We start from the raw sequence: 23,767 nt of genomic DNA, 5'->3' as shown, positions 1-23,767 counted from the left end.
CCCCAGGCGCTGAAGAGGGGGCACTCCCCCGCTAGCATTGTCCGACGTGCCCTTCCTATGAGGCTGTCGAAGAGTTTTAGTCCTCTACTGAGCGGAATGCTACAACCGCGTTGTGGCCGCCGAAACCGAAGGAGTTCGACAGTGCCACAATCTCACCGGCGGGCAGCTCGCGTGCCTCGGTCACCACGTCCAGGTCAATCTGGGGGTCCTTGTTGTCCAGGTTGATGGTGCAGGGTGCGGTGCGGTGGTGCAGTGCCAGTACGGTGAGTACGGCTTCGAGTGCGCCCGCGCCGCCGAGCAGGTGGCCGGTCATGGACTTGGTTGCGGAGACGGCAATGTTCTTGGTGTGCTCGCCGAAGGTTTCGTGCATTGCGGTTGCTTCGGGCAGGTCACCGGCGGGGGTGCTGGTGGCGTGCGCGTTGATGTGCACGACGGTCTTCGGGTCGATGTTGCCGTCTTCGAGGGCTTCGCGCAGTGCACGGGTTGCGCCGAGTGCTGCAGGGTCCGGTGCGGTGATGTGGTAGGAGTCGGCGGATACGCCGGTGCCTGCCAGTTCCGCGTAGACGCGTGCGCCGCGTGCCTTGGCGTGCTCTTCGGATTCGAGGATGAGCGCTGCTGCGCCTTCACCCATGACGAAGCCGTCGCGGTCGACGTCGTAGGGGCGGGATGCCTTTTCGGGTTCGTCGTTGCGGGAGGAGAGTGCCTGCATCTTGGCGAATGCTGCCATGGGAAGCGGGTGGATTGCCGCTTCGGCACCGCCGACGATGACGACGTCCGCCTTGCCACTGCGGATCATTTCAGCACCGAGCTGCATGGCTTCGGTGGAGGATGCGCATGCGGAGACGACGGTCTGTGCTGCGGCGCGTGCCTTGAGGTTCATGGAGACGGCTGCTGCGTTGCCGTTGGGCATGAGCATGGGAACGGTCATGGGGAGGACGCGGCGGGGGCCCTTTTCGCGGAGGGTGTCCCATGCGTCGAGGAGGGTCCACACGCCACCGATGCCGGTGCCGAAGGCTACGCCGGTGCGTTCGGGGTCGACTTCTTCTGCGGATTCGGCGTCGGGGCCGGAGAATCCTGCGTCTTCCCATGCTTCGCGTGCGGCGATGAGGGCGAGCTGGCCCGAGGGATCCAGGCGCTTTGCTTCTACCTTGGTGAGGCGGCCGGATTCGAGGGCGGGCACGGCGAGCTGGCCTGCAATGTATACGGGCAGGTCGTATTTCTTGACCCAGGGGTGGTCGAGGGTGGATACACCAGATACGCCCTTGGTTGCGTTTTCCCAGGTGGTGGGGACGTCGCCGCCAATGGGGGTGGTCGCGCCGAGGCCGGTCACCAGCACTTTTCGAGACATTGTGGCACTTTCTCTTCGGTGGTCGATTTGGTGGTTTATCCGGTGGTGTGTGGATAAAAACCTGTTGGGCCCGGGGTTTACAATGGGCGTTTTCACGCCGTGGAGAGTGCAGTCATCGCACCCTGCGTGTTCCCGGGAGTGTGTTGGATTGAAAGCTGAGTGAATAGCGATGCGGCGCGGGCCGGTGAGAGCCCGCGCCGCCTCGTTATTGGTTATAGCTTAGGCAGCGTTCGCGATGAACTCGACTGCGTCGCCAACGGTCTTGAGGTTCTTGACCTCTTCGTCCGGGATGGTCACCTCGAACTTCTCCTCAGCGTTCACGACGATGGTCATCATCGAGATGGAGTCGATGTCCAGGTCCTCGGTGAAGGACTTGTCCAGCTGAACGTCCTCAACCTCAACGCCGGTCTCTTCGTTAACGATTTCTGCCAGACCTGCGAGGATCTCTTCCTTGTTAGCCATTCAGGGGCTCCTTTGTTTTTTCGATGGTCATCGCACCCGCCGGGTGGGGGTACGCGTGCATTACCGAGTTTATCGTGTCTGCGTGGTGTACGCATGCGTCAACTCGGAGTTTGTGGAGATGCTTTCCCGCTTTATTTTCTTTCTCGCGCACCGGCGCTGTGCCGGTCGTGAGGTGCGGGCGAGCATCGGGCTTCGGTGGTTTCCTTAGGGAAGGACGACTACCTGAGCTGCGAATGCCAGGCCGGCACCGAAACCAATCTGCAGGGCGAACTTGCCGGAGAGTTCCGGGTTCTCCTTGAGCAGGCGGTGCGCGGCGAGGGGGACCGATGCGGCGGAGGTGTTACCGGCATCGACGATGTCGCGTGCCACTGCCACCGTGTCGGGAAGTTTGAGGGTCTTGACCATCTGGTCAATGATGCGGGCGTTTGCCTGGTGCGGGATGAGCGCGCCGAGCTCGTCGGGGGTGATACCGGCGGTTTCGAGTGCCTGCTTGGCGACCTTCGCCATTTCCCATACTGCCCAGCGGAAGACGGAGGGGCCGTCCTGACGCAGGGTGGGCCAGATCTTTTCGCCTTCTTCGACGGGGTTTGCGACGAAGTCGCGGTTGCGGATGTCCAGCAGGGAGTGGGTCATGCCGACGGTGCCCCAGCGGGAGCCGTCCGAACCCCATACGGTCGGGGCAATGCCGGGTTCGTCGGAGACGCCTACGACTGCTGCGCCTGCGCCGTCGCCGAGCAGGAAGGAGATGGTGCGTTCGGTGTTGTCGATGAAGTCGGAGAGCTTCTCAACGCCGATGACCAGCACGTGTTTTGCGGTGCCGGCGCGGACGAGGGCGTCTGCCTGGGCGATGCCGTAGCAGAAACCTGCACACGCTGCGGAGATGTCGTATGCGGGGCACTTGGAGCCGATTGCGTCGGCGACCAGGGTTGCCAGGGAGGGGGTTGCGTAGGGGTGCGAGATGGTCGAGATGATGACCGCCTCAATGTCCTCACCGGCTACACCGGATGCTTCGAGGGCGTCCTTGGCGGCACCGATGGCAAGGTCGGTTACCGACTGGTTTTCGCTGGCGCGGTGGCGGGTTGCGATGCCGGTGCGCTGCTTGATCCACTCGTCGGAGGAGTCGATTGCCTCAACGATGTCGTCGTTGGGGACGATGACCTCGCCGCGGGCTGCGCCGTAACCGAGGATGCGGGAGTAGCGGTTGATTTCGTACTGCTTGAGGGTAGTCACGTATTCAATCCTTAGTGCTGATGCTCGCAAGACACTGTGTGCCTTGCAGGTCTAAAGTGCATGTCTAGTGTGAAGGGTTCCCAGCGCGGGGAGGGCGGGGTGCTCTCCCCCGGCGTTTAACCCTTCAGCGAGGCGAGGTCCTCGGGGGTGTTGATGGAGGTGCCGGGCACGCCGCGCATCGCGCGCTTTGCCAGGCCGATCAGGGTGCCTGCGGGAGCGACCTCAATAATGCCGGCGACCTCACGCTCAAGCAGGGTTGCCATGCACAGATCCCAGCGGACGGGGCTGGTGACCTGGGAGACGAGGGTCTTGACGAACTCTTCACCGGATGCCACGGCGGAACCGTCGCGGTTGGTCAGCAGTGCAGAGGTCGGGTCGGAGACCTGCAGGGATGCGGCGAACTCTTCCAGTGCGGGCACGGCGGGTGCCATTGCCTCGGTGTGGAATGCGCCAGCGACCTTCAGGGGGATGACGCGAGCGCGTGCGGGCGGGTTCGCGGCGAATGCTTCGATGGCGGGGATGGGGCCTGCGGCTACGATTTGGCCGCCGCCATTGGAGTTTGCTGCGACGAGGCCTGCTGCGTCGATGGCTTCGCGGACGTTTTCTTCAACGCCGCCGAGTACTGCAGCCATGCCGGTCGGGGAGGCGGCTGCCGCCTCCGCCATGCCGTTAGCGCGCACGCGCACGAAACGCATTGCGTCTTCGTCGCTGAGTACGCCTGCGAGGGCTGCTGCGGTGATTTCGCCGACGGAGTGGCCCGCGAAGATGAGCTCTTCACCGTCGAGTTCGCGCAGTGCGAGGCGACCGGTGACGATGCCTGCAGCCACGATGAGGGGCTGGGCGATTGCGGTGTCCTTGATGGTTTCTTCTTCGGCTTCGGTGCCGTAGTGAATCAGGTCGATGCCTGCCGCTTCAGAGAGTCGTTCCAGGTGCTCACGCACACCTTCAATCTCGAGCCAGGGGCTCAGGAAGCCCTTCTTCTGGGAGCCCTGTCCGGGGCAAACGAGTGCGCGCATGCGGTGCGACCTTTCTGGTTTTTAGTACTCGTACGCGGTGCCATTATAGAGACGGAGACCACGGTTAGTCTGTTACCTATGCTACCTTGTTCAGCCGCCCTGTATAAACATCACTGTGCAGAAACTTTGGGCTGCGCGGGATATTTAGGCAGACATTGAACAGTGTATAGCTTAGATTGAACTCGTCCATTCGTACAACCCGAACGGGCAAGGTTCAAATAGAGAGACAGCTAATTTTCGGGGTGTCACCCCTATGCTCGCGGATGCGCCCGCGCGTACGTCTCCGCCAGACGCTTCATCGACACGTGCGTGTAAATCTGCGTGGTCGCCAACGACGAATGCCCCAGAAGCTCCTGCACCGAACGAATATCGGCGCCACCATCCACCAGGTGAGTTGCCGCCGAATGACGCAAAACGTGCGCGCCCGACGCCTGAGTGTTCTCCACCGTGCGCAGCAGGCGGGTCAGGTCCTCACGAATCTGGCGGGTATTCGCACGCCCGCCCCGAGGGCCAATAAACAGCGCCGTCACGCCCTGCGCACCCTCCGGAATCCACTGCGGACGACCATAGGACACCCAACGATTCAACGCCTTAAGCGCCGGGGTACCCAGCGGCACCACGCGCTCCTTATTGCCCTTACCCAGCACGCGCACCGTCTTATTCGCCCGGTCCACGCTCTGCAAATCCAGGCCGGTCAGCTCAGAAATACGCATGCCCGAGGCGTACAGAACCTCAACCACGGCTTCCAGGCGCAGCAGGCGCGCATCCCGAGGATCCTGCGCCCGACGCTCCTGCAGGGTAGTCAGCAGCTGGTTCATCTGCTCACGGCTCAGCACCGGCGGCAGGTGATTCTCCCGCTTGGGGGTGCGCATACCGCGGGTCGGGTTGGCCTGCACCAGCTCCTCCTCCTGAGCCCAGGTGAAGAACGTGCGCAGGGTCGAACCGCGGCGCGCCACCGTAGAACGAGCCGCCTGCCGCAGATGTAGTGAACCCAACCACTCACGAATCAGGGACGCATCAATGCTGTCCAGATGCCGCACACCGCGGCGCGCCATATAGCCGAAGAAGCCCTCCAAATCGGAGATATACGAGCGGATTGTCTCTTCGGAACGGTGCTTCTCATAGCGCAGAAAACGCTCAAAACGGTCCAGGACGGGACGGAATACCTCGCCGGAAACACCCAGCGCAGAATCGGGCAGAGTAGAGCTCTCTACTTGCTCCGGCGCAAGCGTGCGGGTGTAGGTCACCGGCAGGGTCGTGGAGGGAGCCTCATCCCGGTACTCCTCGCGGTTCTCGTTCCGGTTTTCAGTCCATTTTTCGGGATGGTGGGTGGGGGTCATGCGTCCCTCCTTTCGTGTGTTCTCGATGCGCCTATCGATGATGCGGCGTCAGGGGTAGGCTCCATACCAGTGCGCGCAAGCCTACCCCAATTGTAGAGAGGTTCCGAGCTCTCTACGTGCCGCCCGTCATGACCGACCGCAGTAACCCGCTACTGCCGGGATGTTCACTACGGGCGTTCAGCCGGGGTTTTCAGCGAGGTGCGCAGCAGGGGCTCTTCTACGCCGCGGCATCCGGGCGGACCTTTCTCCAGCTCGTTCCACTGCTCTCCGCCAGACCGCAGCGACCCAGGTGGAACAGGTCAGCCATCACGTCGCGAGCGTTCAACCCGAGAGCTGCGGCAATCTCGTCCACGCCGCGGTAGGAGCGCGGGCTCAAATCGTCCCACACCCTACCCTGTCGTTCGGTCAGCTCATCCAGCGCGCTGGAGGAAGCAACCTGATCCCATTCGCTCTCGTGCTCGGTGCCCAGCTCGAACCCTGCGGCGGCATCGTACTCGAGGATGTCCGCGGCCTCGGTGAGTGTTTGCGCTAGTCCATCGCGTAGCAGACGATTCGTGCCCACCGAGTTCGGCGAATTAATCTGCCCCGGAACCGCCCAGAGGGTACGCCCAATCTCCATCGCGTGACGGGCCGTGTTCAGGGCACCGGAACGCCAGCGCGCCTCCACCACAATGGTGTGCCGCGCCAACGCTGCAATCAGGCGGTTACGCTCCAGAAAACGCCAACGCGTCGGGGTGTTGCCCACGCTCACCTCGCTCATAATGAGCCCGCGGTCAACAATCATGTTCAGCGCATCCGAGTTCTGCGCTGGGTACAGCCGATCCAGCCCACCCGCCATGAAGGCGATGGTCGGCAGGTCACTACCCTGCTGGGTCAGCGCCGCCCGATGCGCCGCAATATCGATGCCCATCGCACCGCCAGAAATCACCGTGTACCCGCGGCGTGCCAGCTCGGCGGCAAGGTGGGTCGTCGCCTCCGTACCGTAGATGCTCGGGTCACGTGAACCAACCAGCGCCACGCTCGGAGCAGAGGCCACATCCAGCAGGTGCCGCGAATCGCCTCGGCACCACAGCCCGTACGGTCGAGCGGGCCCCAAATCGTTCAGCTGCGGCGGCCACAGCGGATCGGCGGGAGTGACCAGCCACGCCCCGCAGGTTGCCGCCATGTGTGCCTCCGCGTTCAGGGTGCGTTCCATGCGGCGGTTCCAGCGCAGGCGGCGGGTCGCGAGCGCCTTGCCGAACTTATCACGGCTCATCTGATGCTCACCCGGCGTGTAGTAGCCATTCGCGCTGGAAAACAGGGCGGACTCCCCCGCCGCGGCCGCACCCACCGAGCGCAGAAATTCGCTGAGCTGCGTATCCGGTTCGCCGTGCTCCCAGGTGTGCTCATCGGGGATGTGTCCGGTCAGCAGGTAGTGCAGGGTCAGCGGCGCTCCCAGGGTGGTGAGGGATTCGACCACGAGCTCATCGGCGGGTTCGGCGTAGCGCATCAGCTGGGCGGTGCAGCAGCGGATGTACTCGCGGCACGCCGCCTCAAGCTGCTCCGCGCTGAGGGCGGGATTGAACAGGGGTGCTGGATTGAGCAGGGGTACTGGATTGGACAACGGCGCGGGGTCAGAACTGCTGGAGGCTGTGCCCGCCGAAGCTTCGGGGTGCACACCCTGTAGCGCCTCGCTCTGTAGCCGCTCCCCCGGTTGTTGCTCCCCCGACTGTTTCTCCTGGCTCAGGTCCTGCAGGTTCATCTGTTCCAGGTACACCGGGTTCAGGCAGGAGATGAGGAACCCCGGCAACCGCGCCGCGTTATAGGGGCTCGGCGAAGGCTCCTGCCCCAGCGACAGAATATGCGCCACCCTCTCATGCACCAGGGCGTGCGCATCCAGAGTGCGGCCTGGCAGGCGGATCTGCAGTTCCTCCTGAACAAAACCCTCCGCCGCGCGCTCTTCTGGCACATACTCTTCAGGCATGCTCACTTCTGGCACACGCTCTTCCGGCGCTGTTTCTCTCAGCCCATTTTCTTTCAATTCAGCCTCTTCAGCTCGTTTTTTGAGCTTCTTCTCACCCATGATGTTCTTCTCCTCTCGTGAGTGATTCCTTCTATAAACCGGCACGCTATGTCCACTGTCCCTATTTCAGCTGGCACATTATTTCAATTGCCCCTGCTGCCGCAGAAAAAGCGCCACATCCAGGTGCTCCCGGCTCGGGTAGGCGGCGCCCTCCAAATCGGCGAGGGTCCAGGCTATACGCAGCACCCGGTCGTAACCGCGAGCCGTCAGCGTTCCGCGGTCCACGGCGGCGTTCAGCTCGCCGGTGAGCTTCGCATCCAGACGCAACGGACCGCGCAGAATCTTGCCGTTCATCTCCGCATTCGTCTTCAACCCGTACGGCTCCAGACGCTCCCGCTGAGCCTGCCGCGCCGCCATGACGCGCTCACGGATCTGCTCCGAACTCTCGTTCACCTGACCGCCCGCAAGCTCCGTGGAGGACACCTTCGGAACCGTCACATTCACGTCAATGCGGTCCACCAGCGGGCCGGACAGCCGCCCAAAATAGGCGCGACGCTCACGCGGAGCACACGTACACTCCGTACCGGTGCCCACGTTCATGCCGCAGGGGCACGGGTTCGCCGCCAAGATCAGCTGAAAACGCGCCGGGTACGTCGCCGACGCACTCGAACGGTCCAGGGTCACGGTCCCCGACTCCAGGGGCTGACGGAGCGAATCGAGCACCGTGCGTTTGAACTCCGGCGCCTCGTCCAGAAAGAGCACGCCGCGGTGCGCTTTAGACACACAACCGGGGCGTGGAATGCCGCTGCCGCCACCCAGAATCGCCGGCGCGGAGGCGCTATGATGCGGCGCCTCAAACGGCGGCTGACGCACCAGCTCGCTCAGGTGCTCCCCCGCCGAGCAGAGGGAACGGATCGCGGTCACCTCCATCGCGGCATCGTTGTCGAGGGTCGGCAGGATGCTCGGCAGGCGCTCCGCCAGCATGGTTTTACCCGAACCGGGCGGGCCGGTCAGCAGCATGTGGTGGCTACCCGCGGCGGCAATTTCCAGGGCGAAACGACCCTGCGACTGACCGGCAACATCGCTCATATCCGAGGGAATTTCAGCCGGTTTCACCGCCGGGGCGCTCGCCTCCGTCTGCGGGGCGGGCGGGTAGGTCAGCTTCTGACTCTCAGCGCCGAGAGCGGCAAAGACCTCCGCCAGGCAGCGGAAACCGCTCACCTGCGCGCCGGGAATGAGCGCCGCCTCCTCAGCGTTTTCGGCGGGCACAATCACGCGGTGGTGACCGGCATCCACGGCTGCTTTGACCGCGGGCAGGATGCCCGGCACGGGACGTAGCGTTCCGTCCAGTCCCAGCTCGCCCAGGAAGACGCTATCGCCGCTGGGATGCAGTTTCTTCTCCGCCTGCAACGCCGCAACCACAATGGCAAGGTCGAACGCCGAGCCGCGCTTGGGTAGGGTCGCGGGGGTCAGGTTCACGGTGAGCCGGTGCTGAGTGAGGGTGATGCCGGTGTTCTTCGCCGCGGAGCGCACACGCTCTTTAGATTCGTTGAGGGCGGTATCGGGCAGTCCCAGCAGCACGAAGCCGGGTAGGCCCTGCGAGATGTCAGCCTCGACGTCAACAATATGCCCGCGCAAGCCAACCAGCGCCACGGAATAGGTGCGTGCGAATCCCATTACGCCACCGCCTTCAGATGCTCGAAGGTGAAGGTTTCGCAGGTTCCGGTCACCGCAATTGCGTCAATGCGAAAGCGCGGAAAATCCAGGTTCTCGCGCAGGCGGCACCAGAGAATCGCCAGCGAGCGCGTGCGACGCGCCTTATCGCGGTCAATGGACGCGAACGGGTGCCCAAAGTCTTCGCTGCTGCGGGTCTTGACCTCAACGAAAACCAGTTCGTCCTCGGGGTCAATGGCGATCAGGTCGAGCTCGCCGCGGATCTGTTCGTGTTCCAGCCCGGCGGGCGGTCGCCAATTCCTCTCCAGAATGCGGTAGCCGTTCGCTTCCAGGATGCGGGCGGTCAGCTCCTCGCCCCACCTGCCGACGCTGTGGGCGCGAGGCGGGGTTCGCTGGAGCTGGGTTCGCGGAGGCTGGGTGCTCTGGAGCAGGGGTCTGTTGGGTGCGCTTCGGGTTGCGGCGCGGGCTGTTATTCGGGCTGTTGTCATGGGTCTCTCCCCCGGTAGATAGCGGTAGTGCTTCTACTGTGCCCGCCGCGCGCGTGCCCGAATGCGGTTAACGAAAAACTGTGGATAACCTCGGCTCCCAGAAGGAATTAGAGGTTATCCACAGTCGGTTATTTGAAATTTTGGGGTATATTTTTCAAAAACACCGCTCGGGTGTCGAATCGACGCGTCATATTCGCGCAGGTTCGCCGCCTGGTTCTGCGCGCACTTTCATCACTCAGTCCCGCCGCATTCCAATCACCCGGCACCGGCGCGCCTACCCGTGCTTACCCCCGGCAAGGCGGTAAATCAGGCGTGAGCTAGGCGTTAAAGTCCGGCATTTCCGGCACGGTGAACTCCTGGTTGGGCAGACGCTCCTCCACGTTCACATCACGCACCGAGTAGGCGTGCACCTTCTTCACAAAGCGGTTGGAGCGGAATACATCCCACACCCACACGTCGCTCATGCTCACCTCAAAGTAGAGGGTGCCGTCCTGCACGTGCGGGGTGACGTCCACCTGGTTCGCCAGGTAGAAGCGTCGGTCGGTTTCTACCGCGTAGCTAAAGAGCGACATGACGTCTTTGTATTCGCGGTAGAGTGCCATTTGGGCGTCGGTCTCGTAGTTTTCGAGGTCTTCTGCGCTCACTACTCTTCCTTTCCTGGACTTTTGTAGTACTGATTCAGCGGTGGCACGTTAGGCTTTCGCGGCCTTCCGAGGCGCGGTTTTCAGGAATACCACACGCCCTAGCCGCGCTGTGCCGCAGCGGCCTCAATCTGCTCGGCGGTCGCCGGAAGCGACCATGACAGTCGATGCTGCGGGCTGGGGCCCTGCACGCTAATCGCCTCGCGGTGAGCGGCAGATCCGTAGCCCTTGTTCTTTGCCCAGCCGTACCCCGGGTAGCGGGTATCCAGCTGAACCATCAGCTCGTCACGTTCCACCTTCGCAACCACCGATGCGGCGGCGATGGAGGCACACTTGTAGTCACCCTTAATGACCATGGTCACCGGCATCTGCGCGGGCTCATCTGCACCGCCTGCGCCTTCCCACGCTTGGGCGAGCAGTTCGTTGTAGTGTGCCTGCGCCGGGTCCGGTGCCAGCGCACTGAACAGGTCCTCCTGCGGAGGGGTGAACCAGTCGTGCTTACCGTCCAGCAGGGCGGCGTCGGCACGGTATCCGCGGCGCGCCAGCTCGGCGAGCGCACGCTGGGCGGCAAGCCTCAGCGAGAGGGTCATGCCGAGCCGGTCAATATCTGCCGGTTCCACGTGCCCGACCGCCACGGCGCACCACTGGCGGATTTCGGGAACCATGGATTCGCGGCGTGCCGGTGAGAGCGCCTTGGAGTCGATCAGCCCGCCCACCTCGAGGGTGGCGTCCGGGGTGAGGATTGCGACGCCCACGGTGACCGGGCCCGCCATGGAGCCGCGGCCTACCTCGTCGATTCCGGCAACTGTGCGGGCGCCGGAGGCGAAGAGCTGTTGCTCGTACTCGAGGTCGGCGGCGGGCGGGGTTGTCTTCGCGGGCTTAGCTTGAGTGGGTTTCGCTGCGCTCTTCTGGGCACTCACCTTCATTGCCACGCTCGCTTATTCGCTCGGGGTGGAGGTCGGTGCGGGAATCGAGGAGAACACCGAGCTCTGATCCTGCAGCAGACCGAAGTGGTTCAGCGGCCACGCCACCACGAACACATTACCCTGCACGTCATCCTTGGAGATGAACGCGGTGCCGTCGCTAATGTGGTAGCGGGAGTCGGCGGAGTTGCTGCGGTGGTCACCCATCACGAAGTACTTGCCGGCGGGCACGGTCACCTTAAACGCCAGCTCGGAGGGCGGGTTGCCCGGGTACAGGTACGGTTCGGTAATCTCTACACCGTTGACCTTGATTTTGCCGTTGCCGTCGCTCTCGACCACGTCACCGGGAGTACCGATAACGCGCTTGACCAGGAAGTTCGAGGAAGTATCCGGCAGAATACCCGCGAAGGACAGGGCGTCCTTGAGCGGACTGCTGGTCTTCTGGGTGGAGGGAATCCAGCCCTGAGAGTCCTTGAAGACGATGACATCGCCGCGCTTAGGCTCGCTAAAGTAGGAGCCCGCCACGTTAATGAACACGCGGTCGTTGACCTGCAGGGTCTGCTCCATGGAGCCGGAAGGAATGTAGAAGCCGCGCAGCAGGAAGGTCTTGACCAGGAATGCGATGACCAGCGCGTACAGGATGACGGTGCCGCCTTCGCGTGCCTGCACCCAGAGCCATTCGCCGAGGCGGCCTTCTTCCTGCGCCTGGGAGTAGGTCAGCTCTGCCTGTTCGGCGCGCTTTGCCTTGCGGCGTTCCTTGGGGGTCATTTCGGAGAAGTCCTTGGTGGTTTCCACGTCTGCGGCACTCTCCTCATCTGCGATAGTCTCCTCGTTTGCGGTTTCTTCGCGCTTAGTGTTCTTTGCGGCGGAAGAAGTCGCGACGGCGGCATCTGCGGAGACGGCGCTCGCCTCGGCGCTAGCTACCACCTCGTGATCACGCTCAGATGCACCCTTGGTGTCGCTTTCGGTCACCTCAGCAGCGCTCGCGGATGCCACCCAGGGGGTAGCCTTCTCGGTTGCAACCTTTTCAGCACCATCATTCTCTGCGGCGCTCTTTTCTGCAGCAGCCTTGTCGGCGGCGAGGCGCGCGAAGTATTCTTCCATTTCGCGGCGCTCGCGGCGGCTTTGAGGCTGGTATCCCTCAGGGAAGGGGCTGGTGTTCGCAGTGTTCTTGTCGTCTGCCATGCTGGAGTGAGCCTTTCGTTTGAGAGATACCTAGCTCGAGTGAAACGGTACCTAGCTATTGTATCGAGAGTGTTTGCGCTCTTGGGCTTTTATTTTCTGAGAGCGGCAAGGTTCTCAGAAAGCGGGGTCAAAGCGGGGTCTCAGAATATGCAAAAACCGCTCCTCTCCCGCGGAATGCGGTTGGGGAGCGGTTTGCAACAGAATTCTGTATCTATAAAGATTAGAACTCGCGCTTCTCGCGGATACGAGCAGCCTTACCGTGGCGGTCGCGCATGTAGTACAGCTTTGCACGACGGACGTCACCGCGGGTCACAACCTCGATCTTCTCGATGGAGGGAGAGTGAACGGGGAAGGTACGCTCAACACCAACGCCGAAGGAAACCTTGCGGACGGTGAAGGTCTCGCGAACGCCTGCACCCTGGCGGCCAACGACGAAGCCCTTGAAGACCTGGATACGGTGGTTCTTACCTTCAACGATCTTAACGTGAACGTTCAGGGTGTCACCGGGGCCGAATGCGGGGACGTCGTCACGGAGGGACTTCTTGTCGAGGAAGTCAAGAGTCTGCATAGTTGTAGATCTCCAGAGTCATCTGCCGCAGGTCAAATAGACTCAGATTGCTCTGCCCCACTGCGGGACAGAAAACTTGATGCTTCGGACAGGATTGGTGCCCGAAGGTTGACATCGTTGGTCGCTCTTCCCCCTGCGGCAGGGGCGTGCCCGATGTCAACACAATGCTCCATTATCCCAATGCGCCCGCGTTTATGCAAGCATCCGGGGAGCACTTTTAGAAGGGGGGTTCGTCACTCTGCGCTCCCCCGCTCTGGGATGCGCCGTCCTGTACCGGAGCGCCCGGAGCGGTCATGCCCGGCGCCTCCGGGTTCTGCTGGGGTGCGTACTGAGGTGCTTCCTGCGGCGGCGCGTACTGCTGCGGCGCACCCGGCATACCCTGCTGAGGTGCGCCCTGCAGGGAGCCTTCGTTGACCGTGCGCTTCTCCACGGTGCGGGCGAAGGTGCTCGTACCGTAGTTCAGGTCGTGACCGATGCCGAAGGCATCCACTTCTACCGTGGTGCCCTGCGTGCCGTCTTCGCGGTTCCAGCGGCTAATGCGCTGGCGGCCACTCACGACCAGCGGCTGCCCCTTCTCAATGGAGGTGGCAATGTTCTGGGCGAGGCGACGGTAGGCTTTCACGGTGTACCAGTTGGTGGTGCCTTCTTTCCAGGTGCCGGTAGCATCCTGCCAGCGAGGGGTACTGGCGAGGCGAAAGTTCACGACGGGCACCCCGTTGGGCAGGGTGCTCAGTGCCGGGTCGGAGGCGGTGAATCCGCGGATCAGGATGGTGTCGCTCATGGTTTCTCCTTAGAAACTAGTGGGTGGGTTCCTTCACCTTGCCAGGGCTGACCCGCTCCTGCACCCGGTGGTTACCGCTTCTGTGGATAACCTCGCGTTTTGCGGTTTTGGGCACCGCCTGTGGATAGAGTTTTTGAACTTTTCACCCCGTTTTTTCAAAAATCGCCTGCGGGCAACGCATTCCCTGCAGAAATATGACGACTACGCCCCATCCGGCATCGTGATAGGTATCTCAGCGTCGGGGCGGCTATTTTTACCCTCAAGTTAACTATTTCTATCCCGCGCCCTCTATCCTTGATGATGCGGTGCACTCAGCCGCATCCCGTCTACCCGCCTTGGAGAACCCGTGAGCAAAAAGCCCGCGAACAACAACCTGTCCTCCCTGCAGGAACTTCAGCAGCTGCAGCGCAACCTGCCCAAGCTGCCCGATTCGATGGACCCGCAGAAGAAGCGCCTCATTTACGGTCTGCTCGCTGTGTTTGCCGTGATTGTGCTGATTATTGGTCTGGTCTATGTGAGTAAGAACGGTGTAGACGGGCTACTCGGTTCGGACACGACGACCTCCGCCACCGATGATGAAGAGACCAACGTTCAAACTGAAACCCTCGCCGAGGTCAAGAACCCGTACAAGGCGGTTGATCCCGCGACTGCGCTCGCACCGGATCTGGCAACCGCGAAGAGCGAGCTGGCATCCCTGCAGGTGAAGGAACGCGCGTCGAAGGCCGGCTACTCTCGTGATCAGTTCGGTCCCGCCTGGGATGACGTTGACGGCAACAAGTGCAACACTCGCGACGACATTCTGCGCCGCGACCTGACCAATGTTCGTTTCAAGGTCAGGACCCACGCATGCACCGTCATCAGCGGCACTCTGAACGACCCGTACACCGGCAAGACCATCGAGTTCAAGCGCGGCAAGAAGACCTCCTCGGCGGTGCAGATTGACCACGTGGTGGCTCTCTCGAACGCATGGCAGACCGGCGCACAGGATTTGACCGCAGAGCAGCGCCGCCAGCTGGCGAACGACCCGGAGAACCTGCTCGCTGCAGACGGCCCGGCAAACCAGCAGAAGTCCGATGCGGACGCCGCCGACTGGCTGCCAAGCAACACCGCCTACCGCTGCACCTACGTGGCACGCCAGGTGCACGTGAAGGCGAAGTACAAGCTGTGGGTCACCGCGGATGAGAAGAAGGTTATGGAGCGCGTCCTCAACTCTTGCAAGGACACGAACCCCACTAAGAAGTAGCCCCGACCAAGAAGTAGCTTCCCGGCACACAAATGTAAAAGCATAAAGAAAACCGCCCCGCACCCTGAGTTCAGGGTGCGGGGCGGTTTTTACATGTGGCGCCCCAGGAGGGAATCGAACCCCCGACCAAGAGATTAGAAGGCTCCTGCTCTATCCTCTGAGCTACTGAGGCCTTCCTCTAGGGTACATGAGAATTTATGCTTCTCATGCACCGCGCCTCTCACGCGGGGGCTGTTCCACTGAGCTAAGCCAGGCTGGCGAACTAGGAGTTCGCGCTAGGAGCCTACCTTGGCGGCTTCCCGTTCTGCCTTCTTCACCTCGCGGCGGCGTGCACGGCGGCTTGATGCGCCGGGGAACAGCTGCCACCACAGGCGGATAGTGGTGCGGCGAATCTGCGTGGGGTGCAGGCTCACGTACACCAGGCGGCGGGTTGCCAGGTCGAGGGCGACCAGGTAGATGATGTATCCCAAGCAGATGACGGTCGCGATGAGTCGGCCCATGTCCTGGTTGAAATCGCGCAGGTAGGGCGAGACGTTCAGCTGGTCGCTCACACCATACGCCATGAAGAACAGCGTGGTGATGAAGTACCACATGAGCTGGAAGTGCGAGCGCAGGCCGGTTGCGGCAAGCATCGGGATTGCCCAGAGCAGGTACCAGGGCTGAATCATGGGGCTGCACAGGAGCATGAACAGGATTGCGAGGCCGGCGTGGCGCACGATGTTGCGGTCGCGTCCAACGAATGCCATGGCTACTGCGCCGAGCATGCCGATGCCCTTGCCGACGGTCTCGATGAGCTTGCGGATGACCTCGAAGGCGTCTCCCTGAATGAACAGGGATGCGGCGCCGATGACCAGGCCGAAGGGGGTGTACCAGATGTACTGGCCGCCGGTGGTGGACAGTGCCTTAATCCAACCGAATTCCAGTCCGGTCACCCAGCCCATGAGCGCCATTTCGGCGAGCAGCAGCACGCCGGAGAATGCCCAGAAGATAAACTTGCGCGGCCAGGAGGCGTTCTTACCAGCCCAGAGCAGACCCACGAAGGGCAGTACCACGAGGGCGAGCGGCTTGACGGCAACGCCGAGGGCTACGAAGGTCACGCCGAGCGGGCCGCCCCACCAGGTGTCGCGGTAGCGCTTGGCGTAGTAGAGGCCTCCGAGCATGAACATGGTCATGAGCGAGTCGTTGTGGCCGCTGGCAATGAACGATGCGATGAACAGCGGGTTCGGGCCAATCTGCCAGAGAGCGCGGACCTGGTTGAAGCCGTGCGCCTGGGCGAGTTTTGCCACGTAGAAGAGAATGCCGATGACCGCGAGCACGGAGAGCAGGCGGAAGTAGAAGAGGGAGAGGTCGATATTCTCCCCCGCCAGGCGCACAATCCACTCTTCAAATTTGAGGGAGACCGGTCCGTACGGGGGCGGGGATTCCGCCCACATGGGGTCCGCACCGTTCTGCATGAAGTTCGAGATTTCGGAAACGCCATGCTTGTACGGGTTGAGGCCGTGCGCCATGACCATGCCCTGACCGTAGTAGGAGAACATGTCGCGGCTGTAGATGGTGAACGCGAAGATCTGCGGCAGGGACCAACTGGCGGTGACGGCAATCATCCATCGCATGGCGTTGGGTTCGTTCCAGTCGCCCATTTTCTGATAGATTCGCAGCCATTCACGGCACATAATCATAGCGCCGAGGGCGAGCATGATAATGCCGGTGATGACCCATGCGGCTTCGAATCGGATGGCTCGAATAATGTCGTAGCGCCAGAAGTTGGAGCTGTCGGCGAGCCAGCCGACGGCGTAGGAGCCGAGGGTGACCATGATGGAGCCGATGGTGCCGATAATCACCGTGCGCAGACGGTGGTTATTGACGTAGTCCAAGAGTTTGGGTGAGAGAGGTGCGTCGTGTGCGCCGGGGGTGGTGAGCCGGTGTGCTAGCTCCTTTGGTGCGCGCATAACTCCCTTTCTGTCTGCATCGTCGTTCTGGTTTTTATCATACCGGAGCCCTTGGATGCACTTGCGAGAATCACTGTTGCGAAGGCACTTGTGGACGTTCCTCAAGGGCCCGCAGAGGGGTGCAGTTCTCCCCCATTGCCGCCGTTTGCCCATCCGCCTGTGCCGTCTTGCACCATCTTGTGCCCTTTTGTGACGTGCTGCCCGCCGGGCCGGCGGCATTTGGGGGTAGAGTGGGAGGGTGAGTATTTCTAGTGAACGTATTGTATGGATTGACTGCGAGATGACCGGCCTGGACGTGGAGAATGACGCTCTCGTCGAGGTGGGCGTTCTGGTCACGGATGCCGATTTGAACATTCTGGGTTCTGGCGTTGAGTTCGTCATCAAGCCCGGTGATGAGTCTCCTGCCGGTGCGCTGGAGAACATGAATGACTTTGTGCGGTCGATGCATGAGGCGTCGGGTCTGCTACCCGATATTGAGCACGGTGTGTCGATGGATTACGCGCAGGAGCAGGTGCTTCGTTACATCAAGAAGTATGTTCCGGTGGCGGGCAAGGCGCAGCTGGGCGGCAACTCGGTGGGCATGGATAAGCGTTTCTTGGAGCGCTACATGCCCGAGGTCATGGCGCACCTTCACTACCGCGTGATTGACGTGTCCACCATTAAGGAACTGGCGTCGCGCTGGTACCCGGCGGCTCGTCACAGCGCCCCGGCGAAGACCGGTAACCACCGCGCACTGGGTGATATCAAGGACTCGATTGATGAGTTGAAGTATTACCGTCGCGCTATTTTTGTGCAGCAGGGCCCGGATGCGATTGCGTCGGCGCAGATTGCGCGTGAGGTGGAGGCTGAGCGTGCCGCACGCGAGGCTGCTGAGCGCGAGGCTGAGGCATCCACTTCTGAGGCGGCTGAGGCATCCGAGGCGTAAGCACGACATGTAACGAGCATCACGGCTTTTCAACTTGGCAGGTTCCTGAATCTCCTGTACAGTAGTATCCGTTGCATATCGCAAGGGAAACCAAGCGAAGCACATGGTGGTCGTAGCTCAGTTGGCAGAGCGCCTGGTTGTGGTCCAGGAGGTCGCGGGTTCAACCCCCGTCGATCACCCCGATGGAAAGGGTCGTTATGGTTATCCGTAACGACCCTTTCGCTTACCCTCAATCCGGTTCACCCACACACGGTGTACCCGGCAGTTCCCACTCAACAGTTCCCGTTCAACACAAGCAAAGGATGATTCCGTGGCTATTCGCCCCATCGTTATTCACGGCAACCCCGTTCTGCACCGCCCCGCGGCACCCGTCACCGAGTTTAATGATGAGCTCAAGGAGCTCGTGGCTGACATGTACGAGACCATGGACGCATCCAACGGTGTGGGCCTGGCGGCACCGCAGATTGGTGTGGGCCTGCGCATCTTCACCTACAAGATGGAAAATGAGGACGGCGTTCCCCCGCGCGGCTGCATCATCAACCCGGTACTGACCCTGGGCAAGATTTCTACCGCTGACCCGGACCCGTACGAGGAGGAAGAGGGCTGCCTGTCCTTCCCCGGTTACGGCTTCCCCCTTAAGCGCGCCGAGTGGGTGACCGTGAATGGTCTTGACGAGCACGGCAACCCCGTCCACTTTGAGGCGACCGGCTGGTTCGCACGCTGCATGCAGCACGAAACCGACCACCTGGACGGCAAGCTGTACGTGAACCGTCTGAACAAGAAGTGGACCGGCAAGATGAAGAAGGTCGTGAAGAAGGAAGGCTGGACCGTCGACGGTAACTCGTGGATGCCCGGCGTGGATCCGGATCCGTTCGGCCACTAATCACGAGCTCTTCTGAAGGTCAGAGACCTTTCGAGAACTTAAAACGAAGACCGCGAATGCACTCTAAAAGCGCATTCGCGGTCTTCGTTTTCCGTCGGCCGATGATATTTTCCATCAGTCAACGGTAGCGTGAAACGGGTCATCCTATGAGCCGGGTTCTGTCTAAAACGCCGCCCGAAGGGGCGTTTTGAGGCAATCATCTATCTAGAACGTACGTTGCCGCACGTCTCAAGCAGCCTACCCGAATACGCACCCCACCTCCGTAAAGGAAGCTGACGGGGATCGGGCGCACTACCCTACCATGGCGTATTCTGTTTGACCTTGCTCCGAATGGGGTTTACCTAGCCGGGCACGTCACCGCGCCCGCTGGTGGTCTCTTACACCACCCTTTCACCCTTACCACGGCGAACCGCGGCGGTTTACTTTCTGTGGCACTGGCCTGCGGGTTACCCCGAGTGGATGTTATCCACCATCCTGTGCTGTGGAGCCCGGACTTTCCTCGAAGCACGTGTGCCTCGCGATTGCCCGGACGGCCCGTTTCACCCAACCCATTATACGCACACCCTTGGAGGTGGCTATTTTCCGGGTTCGTTTCGCGGGTACACGGGGGTACACTAGCGACCTCGCGGGCACGCTGACGTCTCGCAACTACACTGCGCCTCGTAGCTACACTGCGTCTCGCGGGTACACTGGAGAGATGCTGATTCTTCTTCCCCCATCCGAAGGTAAAACTCCCGCCCCCGCAGGCAACGCGCCCGTATGCTTCGCTGACCTCTCGTTCCCCGAGCTCACTGCCGAGCGTGAGAGCGTCCTGGAGGAGCTGACCGCAGTCAGTTCGGGCCCCGATGCTCTGGCGGAGCTCAAGGTGGGTGCTTCCCTCGAAGCAGAGGTGGAACGCAATACGCGCCTGCTCACCGAACCGGCACAGCCCGCGATCCGCACCTACACGGGTGTGCTCTTTGAGGCACTGGATTATGCGAGCTTCTCCCCCGCCGAACGCGATGCCGCGCACTGGTCGCTGCTGATTTCTTCGGCGCTGTGGGGTATTCTGCGCCCCGAGGACGCGATCCCCGCCTACCGCCTGTCGATGGGCGTGAAGCTGGGGTCGGTGGGTGCGCTCGCCTCCTTCTGGAAAGGTGCGTTGGGTACCGCACTGGAAGCGACTGCGAGGGACCAGCTGATTCTGGATTGCCGTTCTGCAGCCTACGCGAAGTCGTGGGTGACTCCCCCGTCGCAGACTCTGGCGGTTCGTGTGGAGCGTGTGGCGGCTGATGGGTCGCGTAAGGTCGTCTCACACATGGCGAAGCATTACCGCGGCCTGTTTGCACGCTACCTGATTCAGTCGGGTTTGGCAGCTCGTCCTATTGATGGTTCCACGGCGGGTATTGCCGAATTTTTGGAGGCGGTCAGCGAGGACTGGTCGGTGGAGTGCACCCTGCCGACGGCGCGTAAGGCGGGTGTTTTGACGCTGCTGGTGCATGAGCAGTAGGTTGCCCAACTATTTGTTTCCGCTTATTTTTTGCATCATATTGAAAATTTTTTAACTATTTTTTCTAGTGGCTTAAATCTGTATTACCCCTTGTAAAACCACATTTCCCCACATTTTAGGGGTAGCTTTTGATGAGCAGAGAAGGCGGTTAGTGTCTAGCTATCCGCCTTCTTTTTGCGAGTAAAAATGTTTATAGTGTTAAACGTCTCGCCATTGGTGGCGGGTATTTCACTCACTAACATTCACATTTTCAACTCAACACACATGGAAACACGTCACGCCACGTACGTACAGCAAACGACTAGAGGCTTACCCAACGGTTATTGGTTTGCTAGCGTAGAAGTAACCACTCAGAAACACATCGATGGGACAACGATATGTCTAATTTTTCCTCTCGTCGCGCCCTCATTAAGGGTGCGGCAGCACTAACAGTCGCCGGCGCGTTGGGCGCACACCACGCCGGTGAGCAGGGCGCTCAGGCTGCCACCTTGGACGTTAAGACCACCCCGCTGACGTTCAAGATTACCGAGGCGTCGTTTGATATTAGCGGCTTCAACCTCAGCTACGAGATTACCGGCCTGCAGGCCGTGATTGATAGCGGCCTGTACACCCCGTACATTGAGGTCGGCTACTACACCAAGAAGAAGGGCTTCACCCAGTTCTATTTCTTCTCTCTTGAGCCGAAGAAGCGCATCGAGAATGATGTCTACATTAGGCATCACGTCATTGATCCTGAGATCACCGGTGGCCCGAATGCAGACTATGGTGTTCGCCTGTCTCTTCGTCCGCGCCGTGAGCAGTACACCATTCTGCGCACTCTTGAAGTTCGCCCCAAGATTGACACGGAGTTCGCGTGGGCACCGTTCATTGTGGATATTGATATGGATGGCGAGTACGCTCCCGATATCTACAGGTCATGTAAGGTAAAGGTTCTGCTGCTCGATAAGGAACGTTGCTTCTACCCTAAGCGTGCGGTGACCCGCGGCGACCTGATGGATGCAATCTACCGAGGCGCCCGCTCGCCGAAGGTGAAGCTTCCTGCGCGTTCTCCTTTCCCGGATTTGTCCCCGAAGGATGAGCGTTACCCGGCGTATATTTGGGCGTATCAGAACGGTCTGACTTCCGGCTGGTCTGACGGTAAGATGCACCCGGAGGCGGTGGCTAGCCGCGCTACGATGGCTGCGTTCTTCTACCGTTACTTTATGCTTACCCCCGGTCGTCGTTCTTATTGGTTCCGTCCCACTACCCCGCAGGATATGAAGCCGGGTGCCCCGTTCTACACCGAGTCGGTGTGGCTGCACTCGTCGGTGAATATCGATACGAGCTATCACTATAAGAGCAAGGATTTCCGTCCGACCAAGACTGCTACCCGCGAGGAGCTGGCTCGTGTCCTGTCAATGCTCGACATGCTTGACGCCATCCCCAACAGCCCCTATATCGATGATTAGGATTCGGCAGGTGCCGTGAACCAGGCGGTTGACCCTACACGTTTTAGCTTGGGTTAGTCTCTGAGAACAGTATCTGAAGATAGTGGCTATAGAAGGGGCGGTGAGAGTTTTTCTCTCGCCGCCCCTTTTTGTGTGCCCGTTTTCTGGTACTGGCGCTGCTGGGTGCCGTTTTTAGCGCTGGTGATGCTTCCATTTTTGTCTCTCCATTGTGTGGTCTTTTTGGGGTTTGGGCTTTGTATAAAACATGGGCGTAATTTTTGAATTTTTTGTCTTATAACTCTCATCGGCATGTTTTTCTCGTGTTTTCATTGAATGTTTAAGACGCGGGTTGGTAGGCTGAGATTGCACTTCAGCATGCCGCTGCTACGGGTCCTCTACGATGTGAATTCGTGCGGGTTTGGTGCGGTGGACTGTCACTCATTTATCCTCTCAACTTCTTTTCTCATTCGCCCTCTTTCATGCAGAAAATTCAGATTGGATAATGATGTCCTCCTTCTTTAAGCCTGCTCGTGGCACGCGCCGAAAAGTTGCGGGTGCTTCCCTGGTTTTGGGTTTGTCTCCGCTGCTGGCTTTGACGCCGGTGGCGGCCCAGCCGGCGCCCGCCTCCCCCGCGCAGAACGCCCCCGCGCAGAACGCCCCCGCGCAGAACGCACCCGTACAGAACGCGCCCGTGCAGGGTGATACGCAGGATGCGTCCCTGCCGACCCTACGCGTGACCAGCGGCTCCCTCGACATTCTCCACGGCGGTACCGTGCACGTGGAAGGTACCGGGCTGTCCCCCGAGTTCTTGGCACACAATGAGCTGCGTAGCCTCACAATTGCCCCGAAGGGCTCTTCGACCTACGCCAACCCCTACCAGAAGGTTGATCACCGAGGCCTTGTCTTTGACGCCCCGAAACCGGCTGCTGACGGCAATTTCAGTGCTGACCTGACGGTTCCGGCAAATAGCCTGCCGGCAAACCTGGAGTACGAGGTCATTCTCACCTACCGCCCTGTAGATGATGCGCACCCCTATGCGTGGAACACTGAGGATCGCGTCCGTGCGGCGCTGCCGGTGGAGTTCAACCTCCCGAAGGCGGCGCTCCCCTCCATCACTTATGATGTTTCGGCTATTTCTGAGGAGCAGATTGCCTCAGGTCAGCCGGTTGAGGTGACGTTGACGGGTACCGGTTTTCAGGATGTCAGCTCTGTAAAATTCACCTTGTCCGAGCATGATGAGCAAGGAAAGGTCACGAACGATAATGTGGCTTCGCTTGGTGAGCTGAAGGCACCGGATACGGAAGAGAATCAGCGCATTTTCAAAGGCCTGATTCCTAACGGCTATTTCCAGAAGAAGATCACGATTCCCGCGGGAGTCCTGAAGTCCGGTAAGGGGTATTCCCTGGGTGTTTCTGGTGTAGAAACCCACGGGTGGCCTAAGGTGACGCGTAAGTTCCCCTTCGTTCCGGTGGGCAATAACCCCGCACACATGGCGTATCAGAATAATTCGTTCAGGAATACCCTGCCGAAGGTATCTGTTGATGCGCAGAATTTTGATCCCGGTCAGGACCGCGTCTATAAGGTGACTATTTCTAATATTTCACCCGAGGTTGACCTGGGGTACTACCTTGACTCTGTGTCGATTTATAACGCTACCTCTGGTGAGCAGGGATATTTTGCGAGGACTGATGTAGCGAGCCAGTACGATAAGCATGACGAGCTGGTAACCCGCAACGCTGACGGCACTCTGACCGTGGAGGTTGAGTATAAGGTTCACGGTGATTCCTCCTATAGGCCTTCTTCTCGCGGTTCGATGGCTGAAGTGCGTGTGGTGTTCTCGGACTCTAAGTATTCGTACGGTAGCCATAAGTTCACGGTGAGCGCGCAGCTTCCGATGGTCCCTCCTGCCGCTGATGCTGTTGATTGGGAGAACCCGGCGAATGTTAAGTTGAAGGTTGATTCGGGGACCCTCAATATTTCTCAGGGCGGTACGGTGTCGGTGACGACTTCCCCGTTGAGCGCTGAATTCCGTCAGAAGTACGCTTTCTACGAGCTGGCTCTGGTGAAGCACGGATCGGTGTACGTGTATGAGGAGCACCATAGTTATCCGCCTCTCGAGGAGTACGGCGGGATGCTCAAGGACTTGGAGCATCAGGTGCGGGAGAACCCGGACGGTAGCCTCACCTACACGTT

At 60.6% G+C, this 23,767-nt stretch carries 19 protein-coding genes, 2 tRNA genes, 1 other RNA gene and 1 pseudogene; 7 read left to right on the top strand and 16 right to left on the bottom strand.

Annotation, left to right across the window (positions count from 1 at the left end):
* Window positions 1-76 precede the first annotated feature (76 nt).
* From fabF to HMPREF2836_RS04670, 13 genes are all read right to left on the bottom strand, one after another.
* Window positions 77-1,348, bottom strand: a complete 1,272-nt coding sequence (gene fabF / locus HMPREF2836_RS04730; RefSeq protein WP_070629611.1) for a beta-ketoacyl-ACP synthase II — start codon at window positions 1,346-1,348, stop codon at window positions 77-79.
* Between the two features lie 219 nt (window positions 1,349-1,567).
* Complete coding sequence (locus tag HMPREF2836_RS04725; RefSeq protein ID WP_005507475.1) at window positions 1,568-1,810, bottom strand: acyl carrier protein; 243 nt, start codon at window positions 1,808-1,810, stop codon at window positions 1,568-1,570.
* Window positions 1,811-2,014: 204 nt separating this feature from the next.
* Window positions 2,015-3,040 carry a beta-ketoacyl-ACP synthase III gene (locus HMPREF2836_RS04720; protein WP_070629608.1) on the bottom strand — a complete coding sequence of 342 codons (1,026 nt, stop codon included), beginning with the start codon at window positions 3,038-3,040 and terminating at the stop codon, window positions 2,015-2,017.
* 116 nt (window positions 3,041-3,156) lie between these two features.
* Window positions 3,157-4,056 carry an ACP S-malonyltransferase gene (locus HMPREF2836_RS04715; RefSeq protein WP_070543125.1) on the bottom strand — a complete coding sequence of 300 codons (900 nt, stop codon included), beginning with the start codon at window positions 4,054-4,056 and terminating at the stop codon, window positions 3,157-3,159.
* Window positions 4,057-4,307: 251 nt separating this feature from the next.
* The gene (locus HMPREF2836_RS04710; RefSeq protein ID WP_070629606.1) at window positions 4,308-5,396 is read right to left on the bottom strand and encodes a tyrosine recombinase XerC; all 1,089 of its coding nucleotides are present in this window, start codon (window positions 5,394-5,396) and stop codon (window positions 4,308-4,310) included.
* Between the two features lie 217 nt (window positions 5,397-5,613).
* Complete coding sequence (dprA, locus tag HMPREF2836_RS04705) at window positions 5,614-7,359, bottom strand: DNA-processing protein DprA (protein ID WP_246822825.1); 1,746 nt, start codon at window positions 7,357-7,359, stop codon at window positions 5,614-5,616.
* Window positions 7,360-7,536: 177 nt separating this feature from the next.
* Window positions 7,537-9,075 carry a YifB family Mg chelatase-like AAA ATPase gene (locus HMPREF2836_RS04700; RefSeq protein ID WP_070629603.1) on the bottom strand — a complete coding sequence of 513 codons (1,539 nt, stop codon included), beginning with the start codon at window positions 9,073-9,075 and terminating at the stop codon, window positions 7,537-7,539.
* Window positions 9,075-9,560 (bottom strand): YraN family protein, encoded by a 486-nt coding sequence (locus HMPREF2836_RS04695; RefSeq protein ID WP_005506258.1) that lies wholly within the window; start codon window positions 9,558-9,560, stop codon window positions 9,075-9,077. Before HMPREF2836_RS04695 ends, HMPREF2836_RS04700 begins: the two co-directional genes overlap by 1 nt.
* A 317-nt stretch (window positions 9,561-9,877) precedes the next feature.
* On the bottom strand, window positions 9,878-10,204 hold the full coding sequence (locus tag HMPREF2836_RS04690; protein ID WP_005506259.1) for a DUF2469 domain-containing protein: 327 nt from the start codon (window positions 10,202-10,204) through the stop codon (window positions 9,878-9,880).
* 98 nt (window positions 10,205-10,302) lie between these two features.
* Window positions 10,303-11,133, bottom strand: coding sequence for a ribonuclease HII (locus HMPREF2836_RS04685; RefSeq protein WP_070629601.1), 831 nt, complete (start codon window positions 11,131-11,133; stop codon window positions 10,303-10,305).
* Window positions 11,134-11,139: 6 nt separating this feature from the next.
* Window positions 11,140-12,309, bottom strand: a complete 1,170-nt coding sequence (gene lepB / locus HMPREF2836_RS04680) for a signal peptidase I (RefSeq protein ID WP_141752105.1) — start codon at window positions 12,307-12,309, stop codon at window positions 11,140-11,142.
* Window positions 12,310-12,529: 220 nt separating this feature from the next.
* Window positions 12,530-12,877 (bottom strand): 50S ribosomal protein L19, encoded by a 348-nt coding sequence (gene rplS, locus HMPREF2836_RS04675; RefSeq protein WP_005507488.1) that lies wholly within the window; start codon window positions 12,875-12,877, stop codon window positions 12,530-12,532.
* Window positions 12,878-13,094: 217 nt separating this feature from the next.
* The gene (locus tag HMPREF2836_RS04670; protein WP_005506266.1) at window positions 13,095-13,658 is read right to left on the bottom strand and encodes a single-stranded DNA-binding protein; all 564 of its coding nucleotides are present in this window, start codon (window positions 13,656-13,658) and stop codon (window positions 13,095-13,097) included.
* A gap of 346 nt (window positions 13,659-14,004) precedes the next feature.
* Between HMPREF2836_RS04670 and HMPREF2836_RS04665 the strand changes: the two genes are divergently transcribed.
* Window positions 14,005-14,901, top strand: coding sequence for an HNH endonuclease family protein (locus HMPREF2836_RS04665; protein ID WP_070616418.1), 897 nt, complete (start codon window positions 14,005-14,007; stop codon window positions 14,899-14,901).
* Window positions 14,902-14,997: 96 nt separating this feature from the next.
* Here the strand turns inward: HMPREF2836_RS04665 and HMPREF2836_RS04660 are convergent.
* Both HMPREF2836_RS04660 and mptB read right to left on the bottom strand, forming a co-directional pair.
* Window positions 14,998-15,073 (bottom strand) — tRNA-Arg (locus HMPREF2836_RS04660).
* Between the two features lie 103 nt (window positions 15,074-15,176).
* Window positions 15,177-16,850 carry a polyprenol phosphomannose-dependent alpha 1,6 mannosyltransferase MptB gene (mptB, locus tag HMPREF2836_RS04655; RefSeq protein WP_070629599.1) on the bottom strand — a complete coding sequence of 558 codons (1,674 nt, stop codon included), beginning with the start codon at window positions 16,848-16,850 and terminating at the stop codon, window positions 15,177-15,179.
* A gap of 238 nt (window positions 16,851-17,088) precedes the next feature.
* Between mptB and orn the strand changes: the two genes are divergently transcribed.
* The 3 genes from orn to def all read left to right on the top strand — a co-directional run bounded on the left by orn (window position 17,089) and on the right by def (window position 18,658).
* Window positions 17,089-17,775, top strand: a complete 687-nt coding sequence (orn, locus tag HMPREF2836_RS04650) for an oligoribonuclease (protein WP_070629598.1) — start codon at window positions 17,089-17,091, stop codon at window positions 17,773-17,775.
* Between the two features lie 106 nt (window positions 17,776-17,881).
* Window positions 17,882-17,954: transfer RNA gene (locus tag HMPREF2836_RS04645), tRNA-His, on the top strand.
* A gap of 131 nt (window positions 17,955-18,085) precedes the next feature.
* Complete coding sequence (def, locus tag HMPREF2836_RS04640) at window positions 18,086-18,658, top strand: peptide deformylase (RefSeq protein ID WP_044141710.1); 573 nt, start codon at window positions 18,086-18,088, stop codon at window positions 18,656-18,658.
* Window positions 18,659-18,789: 131 nt separating this feature from the next.
* Here def and rnpB read toward each other — a convergent pair.
* An RNA gene (rnpB, locus tag HMPREF2836_RS04635) (RNase P RNA component class A) lies at window positions 18,790-19,195 on the bottom strand.
* Between the two features lie 160 nt (window positions 19,196-19,355).
* On the opposite strand from rnpB, the gene HMPREF2836_RS04630 reads away from it, so the two are divergent.
* The 3 genes and pseudogenes from HMPREF2836_RS04630 to HMPREF2836_RS09355 all read left to right on the top strand — a co-directional run.
* The gene (locus HMPREF2836_RS04630; RefSeq protein ID WP_070629596.1) at window positions 19,356-20,147 is read left to right on the top strand and encodes a YaaA family protein; all 792 of its coding nucleotides are present in this window, start codon (window positions 19,356-19,358) and stop codon (window positions 20,145-20,147) included.
* 377 nt (window positions 20,148-20,524) lie between these two features.
* On the top strand, window positions 20,525-21,595 hold the full coding sequence (locus tag HMPREF2836_RS04625; RefSeq protein WP_070629593.1) for an S-layer homology domain-containing protein: 1,071 nt from the start codon (window positions 20,525-20,527) through the stop codon (window positions 21,593-21,595).
* A 481-nt stretch (window positions 21,596-22,076) separates the two neighbouring features.
* A pseudogene (locus HMPREF2836_RS09355) lies at window positions 22,077-23,767 on the top strand (siroheme synthase); the annotation flags it as partial.

The sequence above is a fragment of the Rothia sp. HMSC065C12 genome (genome assembly GCF_001812085.1).
Taxonomy (GTDB): Bacteria; Actinomycetota; Actinomycetes; order Actinomycetales; family Micrococcaceae; genus Rothia; species Rothia mucilaginosa.
The sequence above is the reverse complement of the archived record's forward strand: the minus strand, read 5'-3'. Positions and strand labels throughout refer to the sequence as shown.

Bases quoted from the DNA above. Each gene is read 5' to 3' on its own strand.
- fabF (WP_070629611.1), bottom strand. From the start codon at position 1,348: ATGTCTCGAAAAGTGCTGGTGACCGGCCTCGGCGCGACCACCCCCATT.
- HMPREF2836_RS04725 (WP_005507475.1), bottom strand. From the start codon at position 1,810: ATGGCTAACAAGGAAGAGATCCTCGCAGGTCTGGCAGAAATCGTTAAC.
- HMPREF2836_RS04715 (WP_070543125.1), bottom strand. From the start codon at position 4,056: ATGCGCGCACTCGTTTGCCCCGGACAGGGCTCCCAGAAGAAGGGCTTC.
- HMPREF2836_RS04710 (WP_070629606.1), bottom strand. From the start codon at position 5,396: ATGACCCCCACCCACCATCCCGAAAAATGGACTGAAAACCGGAACGAG.
- dprA (WP_246822825.1), bottom strand. From the start codon at position 7,359: ATGCCTGAAGAGTATGTGCCAGAAGAGCGCGCGGCGGAGGGTTTTGTT.
- HMPREF2836_RS04700 (WP_070629603.1), bottom strand. From the start codon at position 9,075: ATGGGATTCGCACGCACCTATTCCGTGGCGCTGGTTGGCTTGCGCGGG.
- HMPREF2836_RS04695 (WP_005506258.1), bottom strand. From the start codon at position 9,560: ATGACAACAGCCCGAATAACAGCCCGCGCCGCAACCCGAAGCGCACCC.
- lepB (WP_141752105.1), bottom strand. From the start codon at position 12,309: ATGGCAGACGACAAGAACACTGCGAACACCAGCCCCTTCCCTGAGGGA.
- rplS (WP_005507488.1), bottom strand. From the start codon at position 12,877: ATGCAGACTCTTGACTTCCTCGACAAGAAGTCCCTCCGTGACGACGTC.
- HMPREF2836_RS04670 (WP_005506266.1), bottom strand. From the start codon at position 13,658: ATGAGCGACACCATCCTGATCCGCGGATTCACCGCCTCCGACCCGGCA.
- mptB (WP_070629599.1), bottom strand. From the start codon at position 16,850: ATGCGCGCACCAAAGGAGCTAGCACACCGGCTCACCACCCCCGGCGCA.
- HMPREF2836_RS04630 (WP_070629596.1), top strand. From the start codon at position 19,356: ATGCTGATTCTTCTTCCCCCATCCGAAGGTAAAACTCCCGCCCCCGCA.
- HMPREF2836_RS04625 (WP_070629593.1), top strand. From the start codon at position 20,525: ATGTCTAATTTTTCCTCTCGTCGCGCCCTCATTAAGGGTGCGGCAGCA.